This window comes from Rhizobacter sp. Root1221, from assembly GCF_001425785.1.
In the GTDB taxonomy this organism is placed as follows: domain Bacteria; phylum Pseudomonadota; class Gammaproteobacteria; order Burkholderiales; family Burkholderiaceae_C; genus Rhizobacter.
In genome coordinates, this window is the sequence record NZ_LMDI01000029.1 from 36,317 (window position 1) to 56,311 (window position 19,995).

Annotated in this window: 19 protein-coding genes and 3 tRNA genes; 14 read left to right on the forward strand and 8 right to left on the reverse strand. The window is 64.6% G+C overall.

Annotated elements, in window-relative coordinates:
- Positions 1-8: 8 nt before the first annotated feature.
- The gene (gene bioB / locus ASC87_RS19800) at positions 9-1,064 is read left to right on the forward strand and encodes a biotin synthase BioB (RefSeq protein WP_056666138.1); all 1,056 of its coding nucleotides are present in this window, start codon (positions 9-11) and stop codon (positions 1,062-1,064) included.
- Between the two features lie 74 nt (positions 1,065-1,138).
- Here bioB and ASC87_RS19805 read toward each other — a convergent pair whose 3' ends face one another.
- On the reverse strand, positions 1,139-1,717 hold the full coding sequence (locus tag ASC87_RS19805; protein WP_056666141.1) for a PEP-CTERM sorting domain-containing protein: 579 nt from the start codon (positions 1,715-1,717) through the stop codon (positions 1,139-1,141).
- Between the two features lie 716 nt (positions 1,718-2,433).
- Between ASC87_RS19805 and ASC87_RS19810 the strand changes: the two genes are divergently transcribed.
- The 4 genes from ASC87_RS19810 (at position 2,434) to ASC87_RS19825 (ending at position 6,836) form a co-directional block, all read left to right on the forward strand.
- Positions 2,434-4,428, forward strand: a complete 1,995-nt coding sequence (locus tag ASC87_RS19810) for a serine hydrolase (protein WP_056666146.1) — start codon at positions 2,434-2,436, stop codon at positions 4,426-4,428.
- A gap of 42 nt (positions 4,429-4,470) precedes the next feature.
- Positions 4,471-5,037 (forward strand): hypothetical protein, encoded by a 567-nt coding sequence (locus tag ASC87_RS19815; protein ID WP_056666149.1) that lies wholly within the window; start codon positions 4,471-4,473, stop codon positions 5,035-5,037.
- Positions 5,038-5,398: 361 nt separating this feature from the next.
- Positions 5,399-5,845: a hypothetical protein gene (locus tag ASC87_RS19820; RefSeq protein ID WP_056666153.1), complete on the forward strand. Its 447-nt coding sequence runs from the start codon at positions 5,399-5,401 to the stop codon at positions 5,843-5,845.
- Positions 5,846-5,957: 112 nt separating this feature from the next.
- A complete protein-coding gene (locus tag ASC87_RS19825) occupies positions 5,958-6,836 on the forward strand; it encodes a hypothetical protein (protein ID WP_056666156.1) in 879 nt (292 codons plus the stop codon).
- Between the two features lie 107 nt (positions 6,837-6,943).
- Here ASC87_RS19825 and ASC87_RS19830 read toward each other — a convergent pair whose 3' ends face one another.
- Complete coding sequence (locus ASC87_RS19830) at positions 6,944-7,891, reverse strand: PEP-CTERM sorting domain-containing protein (RefSeq protein WP_056666158.1); 948 nt, start codon at positions 7,889-7,891, stop codon at positions 6,944-6,946.
- Between the two features lie 400 nt (positions 7,892-8,291).
- On the opposite strand from ASC87_RS19830, the gene ASC87_RS19835 reads away from it, so the two are divergent.
- Complete coding sequence (locus ASC87_RS19835) at positions 8,292-8,642, forward strand: hypothetical protein (RefSeq protein WP_056666161.1); 351 nt, start codon at positions 8,292-8,294, stop codon at positions 8,640-8,642.
- Between the two features lie 11 nt (positions 8,643-8,653).
- Complete coding sequence (locus ASC87_RS19840) at positions 8,654-9,037, forward strand: hypothetical protein (RefSeq protein ID WP_056666164.1); 384 nt, start codon at positions 8,654-8,656, stop codon at positions 9,035-9,037.
- A gap of 66 nt (positions 9,038-9,103) precedes the next feature.
- Here the strand turns inward: ASC87_RS19840 and ASC87_RS30895 are convergent, their stop codons facing one another.
- Positions 9,104-10,657 (reverse strand): ankyrin repeat domain-containing protein, encoded by a 1,554-nt coding sequence (locus ASC87_RS30895; protein WP_082568784.1) that lies wholly within the window; start codon positions 10,655-10,657, stop codon positions 9,104-9,106.
- Positions 10,658-11,378: 721 nt separating this feature from the next.
- Between ASC87_RS30895 and ASC87_RS19855 the strand changes: the two genes are divergently transcribed.
- From ASC87_RS19855 to ASC87_RS19870, 4 genes are all read left to right on the forward strand, one after another.
- A tRNA-His gene (locus ASC87_RS19855) sits at positions 11,379-11,453 on the forward strand.
- 152 nt (positions 11,454-11,605) lie between these two features.
- Positions 11,606-11,682: transfer RNA gene (locus ASC87_RS19860), tRNA-Pro, on the forward strand.
- Between the two features lie 28 nt (positions 11,683-11,710).
- Positions 11,711-11,797, forward strand: a tRNA-Ser gene (locus ASC87_RS19865).
- A gap of 98 nt (positions 11,798-11,895) precedes the next feature.
- Complete coding sequence (locus tag ASC87_RS19870) at positions 11,896-12,540, forward strand: glutathione S-transferase family protein (RefSeq protein WP_056666173.1); 645 nt, start codon at positions 11,896-11,898, stop codon at positions 12,538-12,540.
- A gap of 165 nt (positions 12,541-12,705) precedes the next feature.
- On the opposite strand, the gene ASC87_RS32015 is transcribed toward ASC87_RS19870, so the two are convergent.
- From ASC87_RS32015 to ASC87_RS19885, 3 genes are all read right to left on the reverse strand, one after another.
- Positions 12,706-13,185, reverse strand: a complete 480-nt coding sequence (locus tag ASC87_RS32015; protein ID WP_157604151.1) for a hypothetical protein — start codon at positions 13,183-13,185, stop codon at positions 12,706-12,708.
- 151 nt (positions 13,186-13,336) lie between these two features.
- On the reverse strand, positions 13,337-14,011 hold the full coding sequence (locus ASC87_RS19880; RefSeq protein ID WP_157604152.1) for a hypothetical protein: 675 nt from the start codon (positions 14,009-14,011) through the stop codon (positions 13,337-13,339).
- Positions 14,012-14,505: 494 nt separating this feature from the next.
- Complete coding sequence (locus tag ASC87_RS19885; protein ID WP_082568785.1) at positions 14,506-15,444, reverse strand: AraC family transcriptional regulator; 939 nt, start codon at positions 15,442-15,444, stop codon at positions 14,506-14,508.
- A 242-nt stretch (positions 15,445-15,686) separates the two neighbouring features.
- Between ASC87_RS19885 and ASC87_RS19890 the strand changes: the two genes are divergently transcribed.
- Together ASC87_RS19890 and ASC87_RS19895 are read left to right on the forward strand one after the other, a co-directional pair.
- Entirely contained in the window at positions 15,687-16,703 is a 1,017-nt protein-coding gene (locus ASC87_RS19890; RefSeq protein ID WP_369820777.1) for an alpha/beta hydrolase, read from the forward strand.
- Between the two features lie 62 nt (positions 16,704-16,765).
- Positions 16,766-17,314 carry a kinase inhibitor gene (locus tag ASC87_RS19895; protein WP_056666188.1) on the forward strand — a complete coding sequence of 183 codons (549 nt, stop codon included), beginning with the start codon at positions 16,766-16,768 and terminating at the stop codon, positions 17,312-17,314.
- 135 nt (positions 17,315-17,449) lie between these two features.
- Here ASC87_RS19895 and fabF read toward each other — a convergent pair whose 3' ends face one another.
- Positions 17,450-18,748, reverse strand: a complete 1,299-nt coding sequence (gene fabF, locus ASC87_RS19900; RefSeq protein ID WP_369820778.1) for a beta-ketoacyl-ACP synthase II — start codon at positions 18,746-18,748, stop codon at positions 17,450-17,452.
- Positions 18,749-18,840: 92 nt separating this feature from the next.
- On the opposite strand from fabF, the gene ASC87_RS19905 reads away from it, so the two are divergent.
- Positions 18,841-19,497 carry a TetR/AcrR family transcriptional regulator gene (locus tag ASC87_RS19905; RefSeq protein ID WP_056666191.1) on the forward strand — a complete coding sequence of 219 codons (657 nt, stop codon included), beginning with the start codon at positions 18,841-18,843 and terminating at the stop codon, positions 19,495-19,497.
- Here ASC87_RS19905 and ASC87_RS19910 read toward each other — a convergent pair.
- The gene (locus ASC87_RS19910) at positions 19,485-19,961 is read right to left on the reverse strand and encodes an Lrp/AsnC family transcriptional regulator (protein WP_056666194.1); all 477 of its coding nucleotides are present in this window, start codon (positions 19,959-19,961) and stop codon (positions 19,485-19,487) included. The genes ASC87_RS19905 and ASC87_RS19910 overlap by 13 nt on opposite strands.
- Positions 19,962-19,995 lie beyond the last annotated feature (34 nt).

A 19,995-nucleotide genomic window follows, 5' to 3' on the forward strand; every position in this document is an offset into this window, starting at 1 on the left:
AGTACCCAATGCTGAATGGACAGGCTTCCACCGCGACCCCTGCGTCCCCGCCCGCCGAGGTCCACCAGGTCACGTTCCACCCTCCTCGCGTTCAGGCCAGAACGCCTGTTGCGGGTTCCGTCCGGTGGACGGTCGTCGAGATCGAGGCGCTCTTCGAGCTGCCCTTGCCGGAGCTGTTGTACCAGGCGCAGGGCGTGCATCGCGAAAACTTCGATCCCTGCGAGGTGGAGCTGGCCACGCTGCTGTCGATCAAGACCGGGGGCTGCCCGGAAGACTGCGGCTACTGCCCGCAGTCGGTCCACTTCGACACGGGTGTCGAGGCCAGCAAGCTGCTCGATGTCGACGCGGTGCGCGAAGCGGCTGTTGCCGCGCGCGATGCGGGGGCCACGCGCTTCTGCATGGGTGCCGCCTGGCGCGCGCCGAAGGACCGCGACATCGAGAAGGTCGCCGCGCTGGTGCGCGAGGTCAAGTCGCTCGGGCTGGAGACGTGCTGCACGCTCGGCATGCTCAGCGAGCCTCAGGCGCTCGCGCTGAAGGAGGCGGGGCTGGACTACTACAACCACAACCTCGACACCGCACCCGAGGCCTATGGCCGCATCATCAGCACGCGTGTCTACCAGGATCGCCTCGATACCCTGGCGAACGTGCGCCACGCCGGCATGGCCGTGTGCTGCGGCGGCATTGTGGGCATGGGCGAAAGCCGGGCCGAACGCGCCGGGCTGATCGCGCAGCTGGCCAATCTGGCCCCCTACCCCGAGTCCGTGCCCATCAACGAACTGGTGCCGGTCGAGGGAACGCCGCTCGCCGGCAGCGCCAAGCTCGACCCTTTCGAATTCGTTCGCACCGTTGCAGTGGCCCGAATCACCATGCCCCTCGCGCGAGTGCGTTTGTCGGCCGGGCGGCAGCAGATGAACGAGGCCCTGCAGGCCATGTGTTTCGTCGCGGGTGCCAACTCGATCTTCTACGGCGAGAAGCTGCTCACCACCGGCAACCCCGAGGGGGACCAAGACCGTGCCTTGCTCGCGAGATTGGGCATGAAGTCGGCGAAGTCGACGCTCGGGTGAACTCGCTGCTGCACGCGGCGTGCGGCGATGAGCTGGCTGGATGAATTCGACGCGCGCCTGGCTGACATGCCAAGTCAACTCAGGCGGGCATACCTGCGCCGCGCAAGAAGCACCAATCCGCCAATCGCCGCAAGCGCCACGCTGGACGGTTCTGGAACGCTCGGCGCCACCTCGGAACTGGGCGCGAATCGGAATGAAACACCAAGCTCGGAGGTTGTCTGATCGGACGGGCGCGTCCCGAACTCGACGACCCCGGGCGGGGATGCCCAGTCAGCGAAGAAGACATTTGCAAACGAGCCCGACTGCGTGCCGTAGCCGAACCCGTCTCCACTCAGACCGCCGGAGGCCTTGATCAGGTTGTCCACCAGGAACGGCTCGTTACCGGGGATCGACGTGCCGGCCGGCTGAAGACTGTTGATCACGTCGCCGTTGCGCATCCCGGTGATGCCGGTGATTTCGAAGAATCCTTCGCTGTTCGCAACGTCCGACGTCGTGAGGGTGCCCCACGCATTCACGCCCGCACCGGTATAGCCCCAGTCCCACAACAGCGCGGCTTGTGCGCTCCCCGTGCAGAGCATTCCCATCGCTGCGGCAGCCGCCGCGAGGAGGGAACGGGGTTTGGATACGCGAGATCTTGCGGTCTTCGTCGTCATGCATCTTCCTTCCGATTGTTGGAAACGTCGAACAAGGCAGGCTGCGACGCAAGCAGCACTGCATCACTGCCAAGCCGCCACCATCGCAGTTGCCGATCTCGATCATCGTATCCCGACTCACCCCCATTGCCGCTGCGGCCTGAACACATCGCGCAGGTGCTGGCCACTACGCGCCTGACACGCCGCCATTCGCCACGGCGCCTGCATTCACACGTTTCCATCGGTGCGTGGGCGTGTGCATCGCACTGCATTCCGTGCGCCCCCTGATGGGGGTGCCAACACAACATCTGAAACACAGCGCGCGCCCTGAGCGTCGCGTCGAACCTGTCGACCGGAAGTCGGCGACCTGATCTTCCCGGCCCGATCGGACACCGACAAATCAGGCCGCCGCACTGCTGGCTCACTCGGTGAGCCACCAGCTCCTGCATGACGCGGTCATCCGCGAAGTCGCCTGCATCCGCACGTGTCCATCCCATGCGTTCGCATGTGCGTCGTACGGATTTCGGCGAACCCTCGAAAGGGGGTGCCGACAGAACATCTGAAACCCAGCACGCGTTGAACGAAGCGCCATTGAAACGTTGGATCCAGACACTGCCCTCTCCCGATCAACGGGCTCTTCCTCCCGCTCCATGCATGCGACCGCAAGGCCGACAACACATGCAGCGGCCACTGAACCGGTGGCTCGCGGGCGATCTCCAAATCACGATCTGAAAGACATGAACATGCACTCGCTGAACCTTCTGACCCGCTCCCTGGCCGCTACCCTGGCTGCCGGCTTCCTGTGCGCTGGCGCCGTGGCGTCCGAGCCCCTTGCCGTGGAGGACGACGTGGCGTCCTCGGCGCTCGCCGTCTCGCCGATGGCGCTCGATGCCACGTCGATGACGACCGACCACTCGATCAACAAGCCGACCGGCTGGTGGGCATACACCGGCGTCACGGCCGCACAGATCGGCACCTACCTGACCAACAACGGCGCCCGCATCGCATCGCTCGAAGTCAACTCCGTCAGCAATGGCGCGCCGCTCTTCTCCGTGCGCATGGTGAGCAACAGCGGCGCCTACGCGGCATCCGGGTGGTGGTGGTACTACGGCCTCACGTTCGCCGACATCCAGACCAAGCTCAACGCCAACACCGCACGCCTGATCGACCTGCAGCCGTACGACATCGGCGGCGGCGAAATCCGCTACGCCGCCGTGATGGTCTCGAACACCGGCAGCGCCGCCCGCGCCTGGGGCTACCTCGGCGGTGTGTCGTCCGCACAGATCAGCGCCCACTTGTCCTCGACGGGTCACCGCCTGGTCGACCTCGACAGCTACGTGGTGAACGGCGTCAAGAAGTTCACGATGATCTCGGTCGCCAATACCGGCGCCGATGCGAAGGCATGGCAGTGGTGGCTGAACCAGACGCCGGCCGACATCGCCGCCAAGGTGAGCTCGTTCAGTGGCCGCATCGTCAAGCTGGATCGCCAGGCCGATGGGACCTACAACTTCGTGCAGGTGAAGAACACCGGCGCCGACAACTCGGCATGGTGGTACCAGTACGGGTTCTCGTCGATGTCTGCGCTCGTGAACTATGCGAACCAGGTGTCCGCCCGCCCCGTCGACATCGTCAGCTACCTCAACGGCTCCGGCGTTCGCCGCTATGACGCGGCCTTCATCGACAACGCGAACGCCAGCACGGCCCGCATGCGCGGCGAGTTCGGCAAGGCCTTTCTCGATGGGAACGGCAACCCGACCCGCGGCATCTTCGCGGCTTACCTGAAGGAAGTGGGCGGCGCCACGAAGGTGGACCTGAACGGCCACCGCCGCGCCGAAGTGGCCAGCTCGCTGAAGTCGTTGCACCTGCTGCATTCGCTCCGCCGCGTCGACGCGGGTACCGACACATTGCCCACCCCCTTCATCTACTACGACTACATCTCCGGTACGCTGACCCAGCGCAAGAACGCCTGCCCGAATCCGTCGCTCGAAACGCCGCTGAACATGCGCCTCGACTACGACTTCGAGAAGGGCCTGGACGAGATGATGAGCATCTCCGACAACCGGACGACCCGCGGCGTGACGCTGCGCACGGGTGGCTTCCCCGGGCTCAACAACACCGCCGCCGCGGTGGGCATGACCGGAACGACCGTGCGCCACAACATCGGCTGCGGCTACCGGAACCTCGAGACGAACAAGATGGACCCGGCGAACCGCCGCAACGACACCACGGCCTCTGACCTGGCTCGCATCTACGAAGGGGTCTGGAACTCCACGCTGTTGAAAAACACCAATTCGGGCCGCACCGAGTTCCTCGAGTCGGCCAATCCGACCACCGGTGTCGGTGCTGCATTGCAGGTCATCATCAACCAGGAGGCGGCCAAACTCGGCAAGTCGGCCAGCGTGGCGTCGCAGTTCGGCGCGGCCGTGCGGAACTGGAGCAAGGGCGGCAGCTACGGCACCTGCCTGCCGGATGCGGATGGCGGCTGCGGACAGCGCGTGATCATCCGTTCGGGCACGGGCCTCATCCGTTTCCCCATCAAGGTGGCAGGTATCACGCAGTTCCGCACCTACTCGTACGCGCGCTTCATCTCGGACGTGCCGGTGACTTGCTTCGAAGACAGCACCACCCCGTCCATGGATTGCCCGATCGATACCGTCTACACCAATGCCTACGGCGCCGCCGCGAGCGAGCTGTACCGCGACGAAGTGCGCGCTGCACTGGCCACCTGGTAAGCGGAGGGCGCCATGAAACACTCAGGCAAAGGAACTCCAGTGATGAAGCCATCCTCGAACTTCTCCGGCAGCGCGCTCGGCAACTGTCTTCGTGCCGCGGAGGCCGACGCCAACCGGTTTCATGGCGTCCAACCACCGAAGCCGTGGCAAGGCGGGCGCCTCAACAAGGGCAAGATGCTGGCGGCAGGCCTGGCGTTGCTGGCAACGGCCGCGGCCATGCTGCTGGCCCTGCACCCGGCCCACGTGGACGCACCGCCGCCCACCGTCGCAGCCACCCAGCCGGCGCATCATCCGTGGTTCACATCGGCTCCGTCCGGCGAAACCGCGGACGCGGCGCCGGTGCCCCTTGCGCCAGCGGGCAACCCGCCCGCGAGCAGCCCGGCGGCGAACAGCACGTCGGCAGCGATCCCGGACACGGCCTCGCTGGTGACGCTCGACGGGGGCGATGTCGACCTTGCCGCAACCATGCCGGCCAGCGTGCTGACCGGCCCGCAGGAGGGCAGCGACACCCCGCGCATTGGACCGATGAACGTGCCAACCGAGCCTGACGACAACGACAAGACACCCGGCGAACCCGATCCGGTGTCTGACATGCCGTCAACGGGCTGATCGGGTGGCCCTGGCTTGGGCGCCAGCGCACGCCAGGGCCTTGCCGAGGTCGGGTGCCGAAAGCGGACGCAGCTGCTGCTCGACCGCCACGACGAGGCCATCGCCGAGTGACGCCGGCGGTGCCGATTCGTCGCGCAATGCCATTGGCGGATCGCGCGGTCTGTTCGGTGTCGAACCCTGCAGCCCGCGAACGCCCGCCCTGATAGCGAAAGCATCACCGTTCGTGCAGTTGTCCGCGAAGTCGGCGAAGCGTTGAACGGCTGAGCCTCAAACCGTGACGAGAATACTGGCCACCTCGCACCAGACGGACTCCAGAACCGCGGTGCACGAGGTCATTCATTCATCACGAGGGAGGGAAACCATGAACCAGACCATTCGCCTGCTCGCCGCAGCCACCGCCGTGTCCTTGGCCGGCTGCACTGCCATGACGACGATCTCGTCGCCGCAGGCCGGCACCACGGTCGCGATCAAGACCGGCACCGCCGTGACCGCACCGCGCTCGGAGTCGTTCGCAGCCACCACGTTCGGACAGTACGAGTTCCGCGCCGACGCGACGGGCCGCGAGCCGATGTACGGCCTCCTGCCGCTGAAGTTCAACGGGGGCTACCTGGCCCTCGACATCCTGTTCTTCGCCCCCGCGACTTTCTTCAACCTGCGCGAGGTGTACCCGCACTACGAGTTCGACCTCGACCAGCGCGTGGTCAAGTACCGGATGACGGCCGACGAGGCGTGGACGACCTACACGCCTTCGCCCGATGAAGCTTCGCGGGCCAGGTCGGCACTCGCGGCGCCGAGCAAGGTGCACTGACGCCGCGCGACCGGTCAGCCGGCAAAGCGCGGTCGGCGCGTGCTCGCACGTCATCCCTTGTCGACTGACGTGCCGGCGCGCTGAAACCATCCCTGTCCCTACGGAGTTCCTCTTGATCCAAACGATCCGCCTGGCGGCCCTCGCTGCCCCGCTTTTCCTCGCCGCGTGCGGCAACCTGCAGATGGTCAACGTGGCCGCCGTTCACCCTTCCCTCGTCGGCAAGCCGGTGGCGATCAGCGAGACTCGGCCGACCAAGGAGGAAGTCGCGCCCCGCGCCTTCGAGGTCGCGGGCAAGTCGCTCTACGTGCTGCAGGGTTCCGGGGGCAGCCTCGCCGTTGGCATCCTCTTCGGACCGCTCGGCGCGCTCGCCAACGCGGCCAACATCGACCGCATCACCAACGCCACTGGCCAGTCCGGCCTGCAATCGACGCTGTACCAGTTCGACGCGAAGGCGGAGTCGACCGCGGCCATCGGCGATGCCATCGCGAAGGTGCCGCGGGCGGCCGGCGTCGCGAGCATCGCGCTCAAGCCCCACCTCGTCTACTTCGTCGCAGGCGAGAAGGAGGGCATCGACGTGCTGGTCAAGGTGCGTGCAGAGTCGGAGATCGTCGTGGCCGGCAAGACCGTACCTTGGGTTGGCAACTACTCCGTCTACACCCGCGAGGTCCTCCCGTACACCACGCTCACCGCGCCGATGAGCCCGGAACGTGCCGAGAAGCTCCGCGCCGACATCCGCAGCGCCTACGCCGAACTGCTCGTCGAGATCAAGAAAGACCTCGCCCCCGGCCCGCTGCCCAAACGCGACATCGCGTGGGTCAAGTCTCGGGTGCTGGGCATCGGCCTGCCCGGCGACATCGAACGCAACCCGCAGGGCCACCTGGTGTTGCGCAACGGCTGGGGCGACTCGGGCACGGTCTACACCGCGGTCGTCTTCCAGGACGACAAGCAGTACACCTTCGACAACGGGCCGGTGGCTCGGGAAACCAAGTAGGGTCGCTCCAGGTTGAGCACCCGGTGTGAATCGCCCCGGGCCTGCCAGACATCTCTGAACTCAAACCTGAGGCCCAACAGCAGATGCCACAAGTGGACCAGGGGCTGTCAGCCGGTTTCCTCGGGCAGCGTACGCCGGCGCCGTTCGCCGATCACCAGCATCGCCACGCCCATGCCGAGCAGCAGCCCGCTGCCCGGCTCGGGCACCGGGGTGGCAACCCCCGGGATATGCGACCGCCCCCAGTCCGCCCCATCGGGTGACCGGACCACGTAGTCGACGGGCCGCCCGGCCGCGTCGACCACGCCGGTGATGCCGCCCCAGTATGCCGATTGGAACGCATCGACGAGGGCGTGCCCCGTGCCCCGGACGTCGCTCCTTGCCGACAGCGTCAGCCTGAACGATGCGAGTTCACCGAGGAACATGGGCACGACCATGGGCGTCAGGGAGCCGGTGACGTCGTGGGAGCTCATGTCGTTTTCGGTTCCGGCACCGTTGCGCTCCAGTGCTTCGTCGGACCAGGCCCATCGCAGCGTCGAGCCGCTCAGGGTGGTGAACATGTCGAACTCGTAGCGCAACGTGGTGGCGGCGAAGGAAGACTCGAAGGCGATGTCGCCGTCGGGACGAGGGACAACGGCCTCGCGCTGCGTGCGGGCGTCGATGCGGTGCGCGCCGAACGTCACGTAGACCTCTTCACCGAGGCGGGACTCGTCGGCGCTCTGGACGGAGAAGCCGCTGTTCACGTCCGCGAAACTGAACGCGGACGCTTCCCCTCCGTCGCTCACAGCGGAGGCGCGCGCCATCAGGACACCGTAGGAGACCTGCGATGCCGCGGTGCCGGTGCCCTGGTGGATGATCGCAGGGTCGAGGGCATCCGGGAACGAGCGGTGCATCTCGCACGTGCTGGTGGTCGCGGTGCGCGGTCCTGGTTCGCTTTCGAAGTTGGCGCCACAAGAGGTGCCAGCCTCGAGTTGCGCCAGCACCGTCGCGGGTGAGAGCAGCAGCACGATGCCCCACAGCGCGCAGCGAATGGAACGCGGGATGGAACAAACTCGCATGGCGGATCTCCGGAGGCGGTGGACACCACCAACATAGGCACTGCGCGGTCGCAGCGCCATCCCCAGGTTCCCTACAAGACCGGGCCGGTGAGCGCAACGCATCGGGTCAGGTATCGGCAAGCGACACGGCTCAGCGCGCCCCCGAGCAACTTCGCATGGCCCCTCTCGACTTCGCATGCGCCCATCCACCTTGGCCACGGCACCGGATACTGTCCGTGCACGAATCCTGTCGCAGAGGAAACGCAGCGTTCGGTGACAAACCAGGATCCTGAAAAATGAGAAACATTCGCTACGTCCGAACGCCCCCCACCGGCTTGGAGGCGCGAGCCATCGATCCATCTTCGCTCGCCACCCTGTCGGTTTTCGCGCATGCCGCCCACTGCGCGCATGCTTCAGCATCATGAAGCTGGGCAGGTTCATTCCGGTCCGCGGCGTGGTTGGTGACAGCGCCGGTCACGGGGAATACGCGCGCGACCCGGCACGTCCTTCTTCCCGGACGCAGGCGCTGAGTCCCGAATTCATCCGCCGCTTTCTTGCGTTGATCGAGGAAGTGACGGACGAGTTGATGAAAGGACAGGACCTGGATCGAGGCACTTGCCGCGCGGATGCCATCGCACTGCTGATTGCCACCAGCCTGCATGTCGATGCGCCCGCCGAACGCTCCGAAAGTCCGCTGATGTACTTGCTGCTCGAAGAGCAGCAAAAGATGGCATCGCCTGCCGGCAGCGGTCCCGCATTCTTGAGAGCCTAAGGAGATCGCTCATGTCGATCAATCGTTTGAGCCGCCCTGTCCACGCTGCGCCGGCGCCCCATGTGGCAACCGACGGCACGGGTGCGGAGAGGAGGATGCCGCCGGCCCCGGGCGCGAGCGACGCGCTTCGCACCGCACTGACCGAGCGTCCGCAGCAGCGGCACGCGGGAGAAGCGGCGGCACCGCCGCGGATGGCCTTGGCCAAGCTGACTCCCGTTCCGCCTGCGCGGACGGACAGCCTCGTTCAGGACGAGGTGAAGGCGATCGTGGCGGAGGTGTGCGGCGATGGCAGGCTGCGGGCAACGCATTCGGTGTCGAACCTGAAGGCGGCCACTGCAGTTGCGTGGGAAGGCGTGATGGCCCTCGCGAGTTATCTCTCGCCAGGGCGACAGTGACCCTGGTCAGCGGCGGCCCGACACGACCTTGGGGTTGTTGCGTTCCCTGCGCCACGTGGCCATCCGCTACGCAGGCAGCTTCCGCCAGACCCCACGCTCAATGTCGAGCACAAAGGCCCCGACATTGCCCGACTGCTTCTCCTCATCGCCCTCCAGCGTCAGAACCCGCCCCTCACTCACGCGTATCTCGTGGATCGACAACTGCGTGGCCCGATGCCCGTTGATCCAACCCGGATCCGTGCCGCTCGCCTGGACAGGCCGAATGCGCCAACTTTGGGTATCCAGCCGATAGACGGGCGTTCTCCCGTGCATTCGCTGAGTCGAATAGCCAAGCGATCCGACGATGTAGATCGCGTCACCGATCAACGTCGCGGTGTGGAAGTCCGTGGGTGGGAAAACGTGTGGGGGGTAGCCGTAAACATGGATCGTGCCGTCCGGATCGTGAACGAACACGTCGTTGTAGATGCAGAAATCTGGGTCGTAGTGATCTTCATGCTCGCCTGCGATTTGCACGACACGCCCATCAGGCAGTAGCGTTGTCGACTGGCCAAAGCGTTGGGCGCACCAAACGGGCTGTCCACGGAATGACGAAGGGCCTTTGAACCGCTCGTTCGCTTGATAACCGGTGATGCCTGAACGGATCATTCCCAGCCAGAACCGCTCATCCATTCTTTCTGGATTGCTCGCGCCGAACCGGCGGCCGCGTACACGCAAGAACTCATCTGCCGTCACGCCATCGAGCAGGGACTCGTCCGCATCGGCAGGAAGACCGACCAGTGCACGGCGCCCCTCGCTCGACAGGTACCGAGGATTCGCGTTCGCGTCGAGCAAGCGAATCACCATGCGACGAGACCGTGCGGCTCCCAGAGCGGTCCCGCCATGGTGCTCACGATCAACGGCAGCGCCAGCCTGAAGCAAGAGTTCGACACCCTCGTCGTGACCCTGTTCGACGGCCTCGATCAACGCTGTAGCGCCAAACTCGTCAGTTCGCTCAACGTCGAATGCGAGATCCAATAGCCAACGCAGAACATTGGTGCGACGGCATTGGATCGGATAAAACAATGGCGGTGTGCCGCAGCGGCCGACCGCGTCCATGTCCGCACCGCTATCCCGAAGCAGCGTAGCCTTTCCGAGATCACCGACCTGCAAGGCGACAAGCCACGCCGTGCGCGACCATCGATCGCGATCCTCGAGTGGCGCGCCGGCGGCCAATAGCGCTTGCACTTCATCCAGCGTACCCAGCGCTACCGACTTGATGAGAGGTGTCCATTCCAGTTGGGACTCATCGGCACCCGCATTCAGGAGAAGCCGCACAGCATCAAAGCGCCCTAGCCGCGATAGAACACGCAGTCCAGATTCGCCGTAGCTGGTCACATTGCTGAGCTCGGCTCCATGGTCGATCAACACTTGCAGCAGATCGATCAACCTCTCATCGAGAAAGACGTTGCGTCCGTGCACGGCATTGACCAGGGCGTCGTACCCCTCATCGAGTCGATAGTGCAGATCGGCGCCCAGCGCGATCAAGGCCTTGACTTCTTGAGGATCGCCCGCCGCCAGGGCTTGCGAAAAAGCAGCAGCGCTTGGCTCATGTGGCCTCAGGTTGCGGTTGTCGTTTGTCATGTCGTGACGCTAACGTGTGGTGGTGACATTCGCAGGCGGTTTGCCTTGCGCCTGGTCGCTCAATTGAGCGGGATCCGGTGTGGTCAGTAAATAGTCTTCACTTTCCTGCAACATTCATTGTCGCGCCCGTTGACGCGCACAGTAAAGTTACTTTACTATTCTTCTGTCGACTGCAAGAACCTGCAGTCTTTGCTTGAACACAGACCGCTTCAATGCGGTCACACCAACCGAACACCTGAAACCTGGACCTGATCGTGAAACTCGCAACCGCATCCTCGACGCAACTGACGCCCCATGCCGGGCAGCCAGCTCACGTCTGTGCGATTGTGATTGCGCGGTCCATCGGATCCATGCGGGCCGCTCGTCATCTGCACCCCATGAACAGTGCCGCCAGTCTTTCGATTTCGGAGACGGTCCATCAGCAGGGCCATGCGGATCAAACCAAACCGGGAAAGGGGAGCGCGTAAGCACCCCCTCGAATCTCTCGAACGAGAGGCCCGGTTCCCACAAGGACCGGGCCTCTTTGCAATTCAGCTCTGGATTTTTCATCAACCGTCAGCAACCCATGGAGGTGAGCATGCTGCGCATCAAAGAGATGGTCAAAGACAACAAGGTAGTCCAGTTCGTTCACAAATCCACTGCTGTCGCGGCATCCTGACAGAAGTCATCTACCTTGGGCACCATCTCTCCGTCGCGCTCCTGCGATCCAGTCGTCTTTGGTGTGGCCGTAGCTCAATGGTGGAGCGCCGGGTTGTGGTCCCGGCGGCTATGGGTTCGAGTCCCATCGGCCACCCCAAAGACGATTGAAGGACGCCAGTTGGCGAGAAGCTCAACCGCATCGGAACAATCGCCCGGCAAGCGATAGCCAGAGCAGCGGTTTCCGATGCCGCAGGCCGTGCGTTCGAGTCGCACCAGCCGGCCCACGTCAACGCATTTTCAGAGTTTCTTCGGGGTGTAGCTCAGCCTGGTAGAGCCCTCGCTTTGGGAGCGAGTGGTCGCACGTTCGATCCGTGTCGCCCCGACCAGTCATCGCAGTTCAGGCTTCAAGCATTTGGAAGATTGGCAGAGTGGCAATGCAACGGTTTGCTAAACCGTGGCTCCTCACGGGGCTCGGAGGTTCGATCCCTCCATCTTCCGCCAGAAGGCGTGCCGGTCCTCGCCGCGGACTCCTGATTGACGTCGGGCGCGGGGTTGCCAATACTCGCGGGTCCCAGACGGCACTCGTTCCAGGCTTGCACATGAACGGCACGCTCTACTTCTCTCGCAACCCCAATCCACGCCTCGCGGTCGCGGTGGCCCGGCATCTGCAGTCCCAGGTGGCGTTCGAGTGGGCCGCGCCCCTCGCCCCCGGTCAGGCTGACAAGTTCCGGCACCTCAACCCGTCGCTGCGCCTGCCCATCCTCGCAGAGGATGGCGACACCTTGTGGGAGGCGGATGCCATCGCCTGCCGCCTCTCGCAGTGGCACGGCTCGGACTTCTGGCGGGTCGGCGCCGACATGCCGGACATGATCCGTTGGATCAGTTGGACGCGCGATCATTTCATGCAGGCCTGCGACATGGTGCATTTCGAGCGCGGCACGAAGCAGCGCTACAACCTGGGGCCGGTCGACCAGGCCGTGGTGGCCCAGGGCCTGTCCCTCTTCCATGCCAGCGCCACGGTGCTGGAAACACGGTTGAGCCAGCGCCCCTGGCTCCTGGCCAGCGGACTCAGCTACGCGGACTTCCGGATGGCCACCTTCCTGCCCTTCAACGACGTGGCGCGATTGCCCCTGCGCGACTACCCGGCCGTGGAGGCTTGGCACCGACGGCTCATGTCCCTGCCGGCGTGGGCCGACCCGTTTGCCGGACTGAGCGCGCCGGCGTTGCCGCCGGTCCCTGCTTGAACGCGATCACACCTCTGTGTTCTCGGCGAACGGGATTCTCGTCAGGGCGCCGGGGGCTGCGAGCGAAGTCCGGTGGATGCACGTCTGCCACGGTCCGGCATGAACGGACGCCGGGGTCAGGTCCAAGACTTGACCCCGGCGCCCCAGTGAACCCCGCTTTTGGCGTCAGCGCAAGACGACGAGGGACCGTGCGCCCATCCAACCGGACGCACGTTCCTCGCTGAACCGGCCGCGCACCAAGACGCGGTACGTGCCCCGGGGCAAGTTGGCGACACCGGTCATGGAAAACGTGCCCGGCGCACCACCGGACGAACAGAAGGCGCTGTGTTCCTGTGAAGGCGAGAACGCGGCCACCTGCGTCAGCGTTGTATCGAGAACGACGATGTCGACGTCCACGAGGTTGCTGTTGCTGGCTGGCGGTCCTTCAGCGGCATAGCATTCGGCCGAATACGTCGCGACCACTTGCCCCCCTGGGTGTGTGAATGCCGGCGTTGTCATCCCCGGGATAGTCAACGGTGCGTCTACCAACCAGACGTGGCCGCTGGCCGTCACGGCTGCCACGACGACAGCCGAGGCATTTGCGGAGGCCATCGCGACAACTGCCGCAACAGCGAGTGACTTCAGCCAGTTCATCTTGATGTTCATTTGTCTTCCTTCATGGTGGGTACGAGGGTTTGTGAAGAACACCAACGGCGCCAACCCGAACAACGCCGTTGAACTGCCGCTGCGAGAGGGGAAACGGCGGGATCGGGACCCGAACAGGGAGGCCCTTTGCGCGCCAGGCGTCGTGGATGTGTCAAGAACCGGTTCGCTGCTTGAACAATGCCTCCATGCGCTCCATGTCGGTCAGCTCATTCAGGCGCACCCGTGCCTCCCGTTGAATCAACGCACTGGGGATCAGCGCAGCCGCTTCCAACGTGCGGCGCAAGGCAGCGTTGTCGCCCGTCTGCCGTTCGAGGTAGGCCTCGAACGCATGCAGGCGTACCCGCTCCGAGGCGTCGGTCTCGAACAAAGTCTTCAATGTGCCGTCCGGCACGAACACACCCGCGGAGCGGGCTTCGAGCAGGCCCTGCACACGCTGCTCCTCGCTGCCGCGCTCAATCTCCTGCAGAAGCTTCGCGGACTCGATGCGATCAGCGCCCGTCGGCTCCCGGCACGAGGGCTCAGCCGACGAAGGCGGCCGGATGGCAACCGCAGTTTCCGTCGCCTTCACGTTGCCGCCCTGAAGGGCGATCTGCTCCAGCACCCACGCCAGCGGCTGCTGATCAACGCGCAGCGTCACGTTGCCATCGCTGGCCACAGCGATCAACGGGCTTGCGGGAGGCGAGTTCGACCTGCTGCTTGCATGCGCCATCTCACCGCCATGCGTGGTGGCGCCCGGTGGTGCCGGATCGGGTTGCCGAAGCGAATACCCTGCGACACCGGAGACAAGCGCGATGATCACCGCGCGTGCGACAGAGCCGATATTCATCGCCGTCCTCCTTGCTAAGGCCTGCTCGACTCAGAGTAGCCCCCACGTATTCATCGGCCATCATCAATCTGCAGGACAAGGCAACGGGCAACCGGCTGTCGTTCATGCCGGTGATGCCGATGTGGAATGAGGGCACGCGGGCAATCGGTCCTCACGAGAGGACCGAGGCACCGACTTCACCTGGTGGCATCGTCGCGTGAGGTGCCATGGTCGCCACCCTTTCTCATTGGGCCGCAACGTGCTCGAAAGCAGCAGCACACTTCCGGTCGCATAGCGCAGGGGTCCAGCTCGAACGAACGGGGCCGTTTGATCAGCGCCAACTGGTACCCGGTGCTTGCTGGACATATTGCCGGCCGGCAATCTGATCGAACATGAATCGAGCCAGATCCTCACTTCAGGAAATGGTGCGATCGGCCACATCGCCCTATGTTGAGCTGACCCGACGCTGGTCGGTCATTCAGCACTGGATGCCACCGCCGTCACTCACCGCGCCTCTACTGGCCAGAGGTGGGTGCTACGGCCAGGCCACGCAGCGATGAGACGTCCTTCTTGGGAGGACTGCCGAACAGTCGGCGGTACTCCCTGCTGAACTGGGACGGGCTCTCGTAGCCCACTTTGAATGCCGCACTGGAAGCGTCCAAGTGCTCATTCAGCATCAGACGCTTGGCCTCGTTGAGCCTGAGCCACTTCTGATACTGCAGGGGGCTCATGGCCGTGAGTTGCCGGAAGTGTTGGCGGAACGTTGGGGCACTCATCTGAACCCGGGCGGCGAGGTCCTCCACACGGAGCGGCTCCGCATAGTTCAGCTTCACCCAGTCGATCGCCTTGGCAATGCGATGCCCCTGACCATCTACCAAGGCAATCCGACGCAGCTTCGCAGCCTGGCTGCTGACAAGCAGACGATAGTGAATCTCGCGCTGGATGAGCGGCGCGAGCGCGGGAATGGCGTCGGGCTCGTCAAGTAGTCCGAGCAGCCGGTCAAACGGACGCAGGAGAGTGGGCGTTGCGTCGCCGATGCCCACGCACGCACCGACGGCTCGATCTCGTGTCGGAGGAATACTCCCCTGCGCAATCAGGTCAGCCACGACCCGCAGGTCGAGTTTCATCGTCAGTCCCAAGCACGGTTTGCGCGAGTCGGCTTCGAGCACCTCGGAGTTGGCGGGCAGGTCCAGCGATGTGAGCAGGAAGTGATCCGCGTCGTAACGGTAGGCCGTGCCGCCGAGCCAGAGCCGCTTCGCACCTTGGGCCACGAGCACGACGCTGGGCTCCGTCATGCACACAGTCGGACCAGCAAGAACCTCTCGGCGGAAGAACGTCAGCCCCGGGATGGCGGTGTCGAAGTCGCCCGTTCCCGACGTACGGGATGCGATGGCGTCGACCATGGCGGTGATCAGTGGAGCCGTCGCGCTGGTGCTGATTCGAGAAGTAGTCATGTGCCGATCTTCGTCTGGCCTTCAGTGTAGGAGGCACGACCTTTTCATGCGTGGAAAGCGATTCCGATTCATCGAATCAGGCAACAAAACCGACGAAATGCAATAACGGAAATTCGAACGTCTCTTCAGAATCCTGACAACGACGTCGACGTGGTGGCGGCGCCGGCGGCGGCCTGACGAAGCAGCGCTTCGCGCAGCGTCGCCAACCAAATAACTGGCAAGGATTATTCATGAAACGACTCATGCTGGCCCTCGGGCTTTCCATCGCATCTTTAACCGCAATAGGAGCTGACATGTCGAATGGCGCTGACAATTTCTACAAGAGCGAGAAGGTGACCGCACAAAAGGTCATCTTCAAGAATCAGTATCAGATGAACGTCGTGGGGAACCTCTACATCCCCAGAGGCGTGGATCCCAGCGCCAAGAGCCCGGCGATCATCGTTGGCCACCCGATGGGCGCCGTGAAGGAGCAGACCTCGAGCCTCTACGGTCAGAAGCTCGCCGAACAGGGCTTCGTGACCCTGGCCATTGACCTGTCCTTCTGGGGCGAGAGCGACGGCCAGCCTCGCAACGCCGTCGCGCCGGAGATGTACACCGAGTCGTTCAACGCGGCCGTCGACTATCTCGGCACGCGCACCTTCGTTGACCGCAAGCGCATCGGTGTGCTGGGCATCTGTGGCAGCGGCAGCTTCGCCATCAGCGCCGCCAAGATCGATCCCCGCCTCAGGGCGATCGCCACCGTCAGCATGTACGACATGGGTGCGGTCACCCGCAACGGCCTGCGCAAGGGTCAGTCACTCGAACAACGCAAGGCAATGATCGCCCGCGCCGCCGAGCAGCGCTACGTGGAGTTCACCGGCGGTCCGACCAAGTGGGTCGACTATCTGCCCCTGCAGCTCCCTGCCGACGCCGACGACACGCGCAAGGAGTTCTGGGACTACTACCGCACGCCGCGCGGCGCGGCGGTCCCCGCAGGCCGCACCCTCGAACTGACGCAGAACCGCCCGATCTCGAGCGAGGTGAAGTTCGTGAACTTCTACCCCTTCAACGACATGGAGACCATCTCGCCGCGGCCCATGCTGTTCATCACGGGATCGGAGGCGCACTCGCGCGAATTCAGCGAGGACGCCTTTCAACGCGCCGGACAACCCAAGGAACTGTATGTCGTTCCCGGCGCCGGCCACGTCGACCTGTATGACCGTACCAACCTGATCCCGTTCGGCAAGCTGGCCGAGTTCTTCAAGTCGAACCTGAAGTGACCGAAGTGTCCGCGGCGCTTCGGGAAGCGTCGTGACTTCATCTCAAACTGGAGACAATGGAAATGAACAGATTGCTCGTTGCTGCGACGGCCTCGCTGCTGTCGATGGCCGCCCATGCGCAAGTATTTCGCCTTACAAGCGATGATGTCAGCACCGGAGTGCAGGTCAAGGATTCACAGGTGCTGGTTGGCTCCGGGTGCTCAGGCGGGAACCGGTCCCCTCAGCTGTCCTGGTCCGGCGAGCCCGCATCGACGAAGAGCTTCGCCATCACCATGTTTGATCCCGACGCGCCCACTGGGAGCGGCTGGTGGCATTGGACGGTCGTGAACATCCCGAAGGACGTTCACAGCCTGGCGCCCGATGCGGGCAACCGCAGCGGTTTGAATCTCCCCAAGGGAGCAATTCAGGGCCGAACGGACTTCGGCGGCCCAGGTTACGGCGGTCCATGCCCGCCAGCCGGGGACAAGACCCACCGGTATCAGTTCAAGGTCTGGGCCGTGAAGGTGGATCGACTGCCGATCGACTCAGAATCGAGCGGCGCCTTGGTCGGCTACCTGCTGAATCTGAACGGTGCCGCGACAGCGGAGCTTGTTCCCGTCTCCACGCGATAGAAGAGGGTTGGGGGACCGCCGCTTTGAGCGCCAGGTCGATCATGAGGTGCAGCAGCTACGCTTTACCCAGGAGCTGGAACACCAGCGCCGCGTACGGGGCCTTGATCAGTCCGTTTCGCAAACGCGGCGCAGGCATCAAGCGACCCAACGCTTGAAGACGAGGCTGGCGTTCACGCCGCCGAAGCCGAAACCGTTGGCCATCGCGTGGATGATCGGCATGTGGCGCGGCGCGCCATGCACGATGTCCAGGCCCTCGGCGAGTTCGTCCGGCTGGTCGAGGTTCAGCGTCATCGGGACGATCTGGTCGCGCAAGGCCAGGGCCACGAAGATCGCCGCTACGCCACCGGCGGCGCCCAGCAAGTGGCCCGTCGCCGACTTGGTGGAGGTGATGGCGAGTGAGGCGTCGACGCCGAACAGGTCGCGCACAGCGGCCAATTCGCCCAGGTCGCCGACCAGCGTCGAGGTGGCGTGAGCGTTGAGATGCTGCAGGTCGGCCGTGGCCAGGCCGGCCTGCGTCAGCGCCGTCTGCATTGCGCGTCGCGCGCCGCTGCCATCTTCGGGGCCGGAGGTGATGTGAAACGCATCGGCGCTGGTGCCATAGCCGATGAGTTCGGCCAGGGGCATGGCCCCGCGCGCAAGCGCGTGCTCGAGCGATTCGATCACCAGCATGCCAGCGCCTTCGCCCATCACGAAACCGTCGCGGGTGCGGTCGAAAGGTCGCGATGCGCGGGTTGGTGTGTCATTGAAGCCGGTGGACAAGGCCTTCGCCGCGGCGAAGGCGCCCAGGCTGACGCGATCGATGGCGGCCTCGGCGCCACCGCATACCGCGATGTCGGCCTCGCCGCAGCGGATCAGCCGTGCCGCGTCGCCGATGGCCTGGATGCCCGCGGCACAAGCCGTCACCGGGGCACCAACGGGCCCCTTCAGGCCGTGCCTGATCGACACGTGGCCCGCGGCAAGGTTGACCAGGAACGAGGGGATCGTGAACGGCGACAGACGCTTCGGTCCGCGCGTCTCGGACGTGCGCACCGCGCCCGCAATCGCCGGAAAGCCACCAATGCCCGACGCGATGACCGTGGCCGTACGCCGCCGGGACGCTTCGTCAACCGGAGCCCACTGCGCCTGCCCGAGTGCCTCTTGGGCTGCGGCGAGCGCGAAGGCGATGAAGCGGTCGATCTTGCGCTGGTCCTTGGTTGACACGAAGCGGTCGATGTCGAAGCCGCCGGACACATCCTCGTGCACATCAGGCACCACACCGCCCACGCGGGCCGCGATGTCGGCCGTCATCGAATCCGGCAGCAGGCGCAAGCCTGACTGGCCGGCCAGCAGCCGCTGCCAGGCCAGCTCGACGCCGCAACCCAGCGGCGAGACCATTCCCATGCCGGTGACGACGATCCGGTGGTTCGCAGCGAGAGTGATGTGCATGGATTCCATCCTGGCCAGCCTATTGATGATGATCAGCATCATACGGTATTGCGTATGATCGTCATCAAAATGCAGTGCCATGTGCACACGAAAGGATTTTCATGAAAGTCTCGAAGGCGCAAGTGACCGAGAACCGCCTGTCCATCCTGCAGGCCGCGGCCCGGCTGTACCGCGAGCGCGGTTTCACCGGCGTGGGCGTGGCCGACATCACACGCGAGGCCGGGCTCACCCACGGCGGGCTGTACCGGCACTTCGAATCGAAGGACGCGCTGGCGGCCGAGGCCGCCAAATACGCGTTCGAGTGGGAACTCTCCGATTTGGAGCCCCCCGCTGCCGATGCGAGCGCAGGCGCCGGCAGGTTCCTTCGAACCGGAGTGACAAACTACTTGTCGCCACGGCACCGCGACAGCGTGGGCCAAGGCTGCCCGGTGGCGGCGCTGGCGGCAGACGCGGCACGCGAAACCGGTGCGATCGCCGACGCCTTCGCCCAAGGCATCGGGCGCTACATGGCGCTCTTCGCGCAGCGGCGGCCCGATGGCACCGAGGTCGCGCAGGCCGAACCCGAGGACCGGGTTCGCGCCATTTCGATGCTGTCGACCATGGTGGGCGGGTTGATCCTCGCCCGAGCCACTGCGCGTGGATTGCCCGCGCTGTCGGACGAGATTCTCGCGACCTTGCGCCACCATCTTGCGGTCACCTGGGGCCTCGACGAGCACAACCCCGATGGGTGCGACCAGGACTGTGTTCAGTCGATATAGGAGAGCGGAAGCGCGGTGGTGAACTTGATTTCTTCCATCGCGAAGCTGGAGCTCACGTCGAAGAGCTGCGTGCCAGCGATCAACCGCTTGTAGACCGCATCGTAGGCCGCGATGTCGGGCACCACCACGCGCAGCAGGTAGTCGACCTCGCCGCTCATGCGATAGAACTCCACGACCTCGGGAATGGCTTCGACAGTGGCCTTGAAGTGCTCGAACCAATCCTGCGTGTGCGTGCTCGTGCGTATGGCCACGAAAGCCGTGACGCCGACGTTGATCTTGCGAGGGTCCAGCAGCATCACGTTCTTGGTGATGACGCCGGTTTCCTTCAGCCGCTGAACCCGGCGCCAGCAAGGCGTTTGCGACAGGCCCACGCGCGAGGCCACCTCGGAGATCTGCAGCCCTGCGTCTTGCTGAAGAACCTCCAGGATCTTGCGATCGATGGCGTCAAGCTTCAGTTTCGCCATGATTGTTGGAAGTTTCTTCTAATAATCGGGGTCG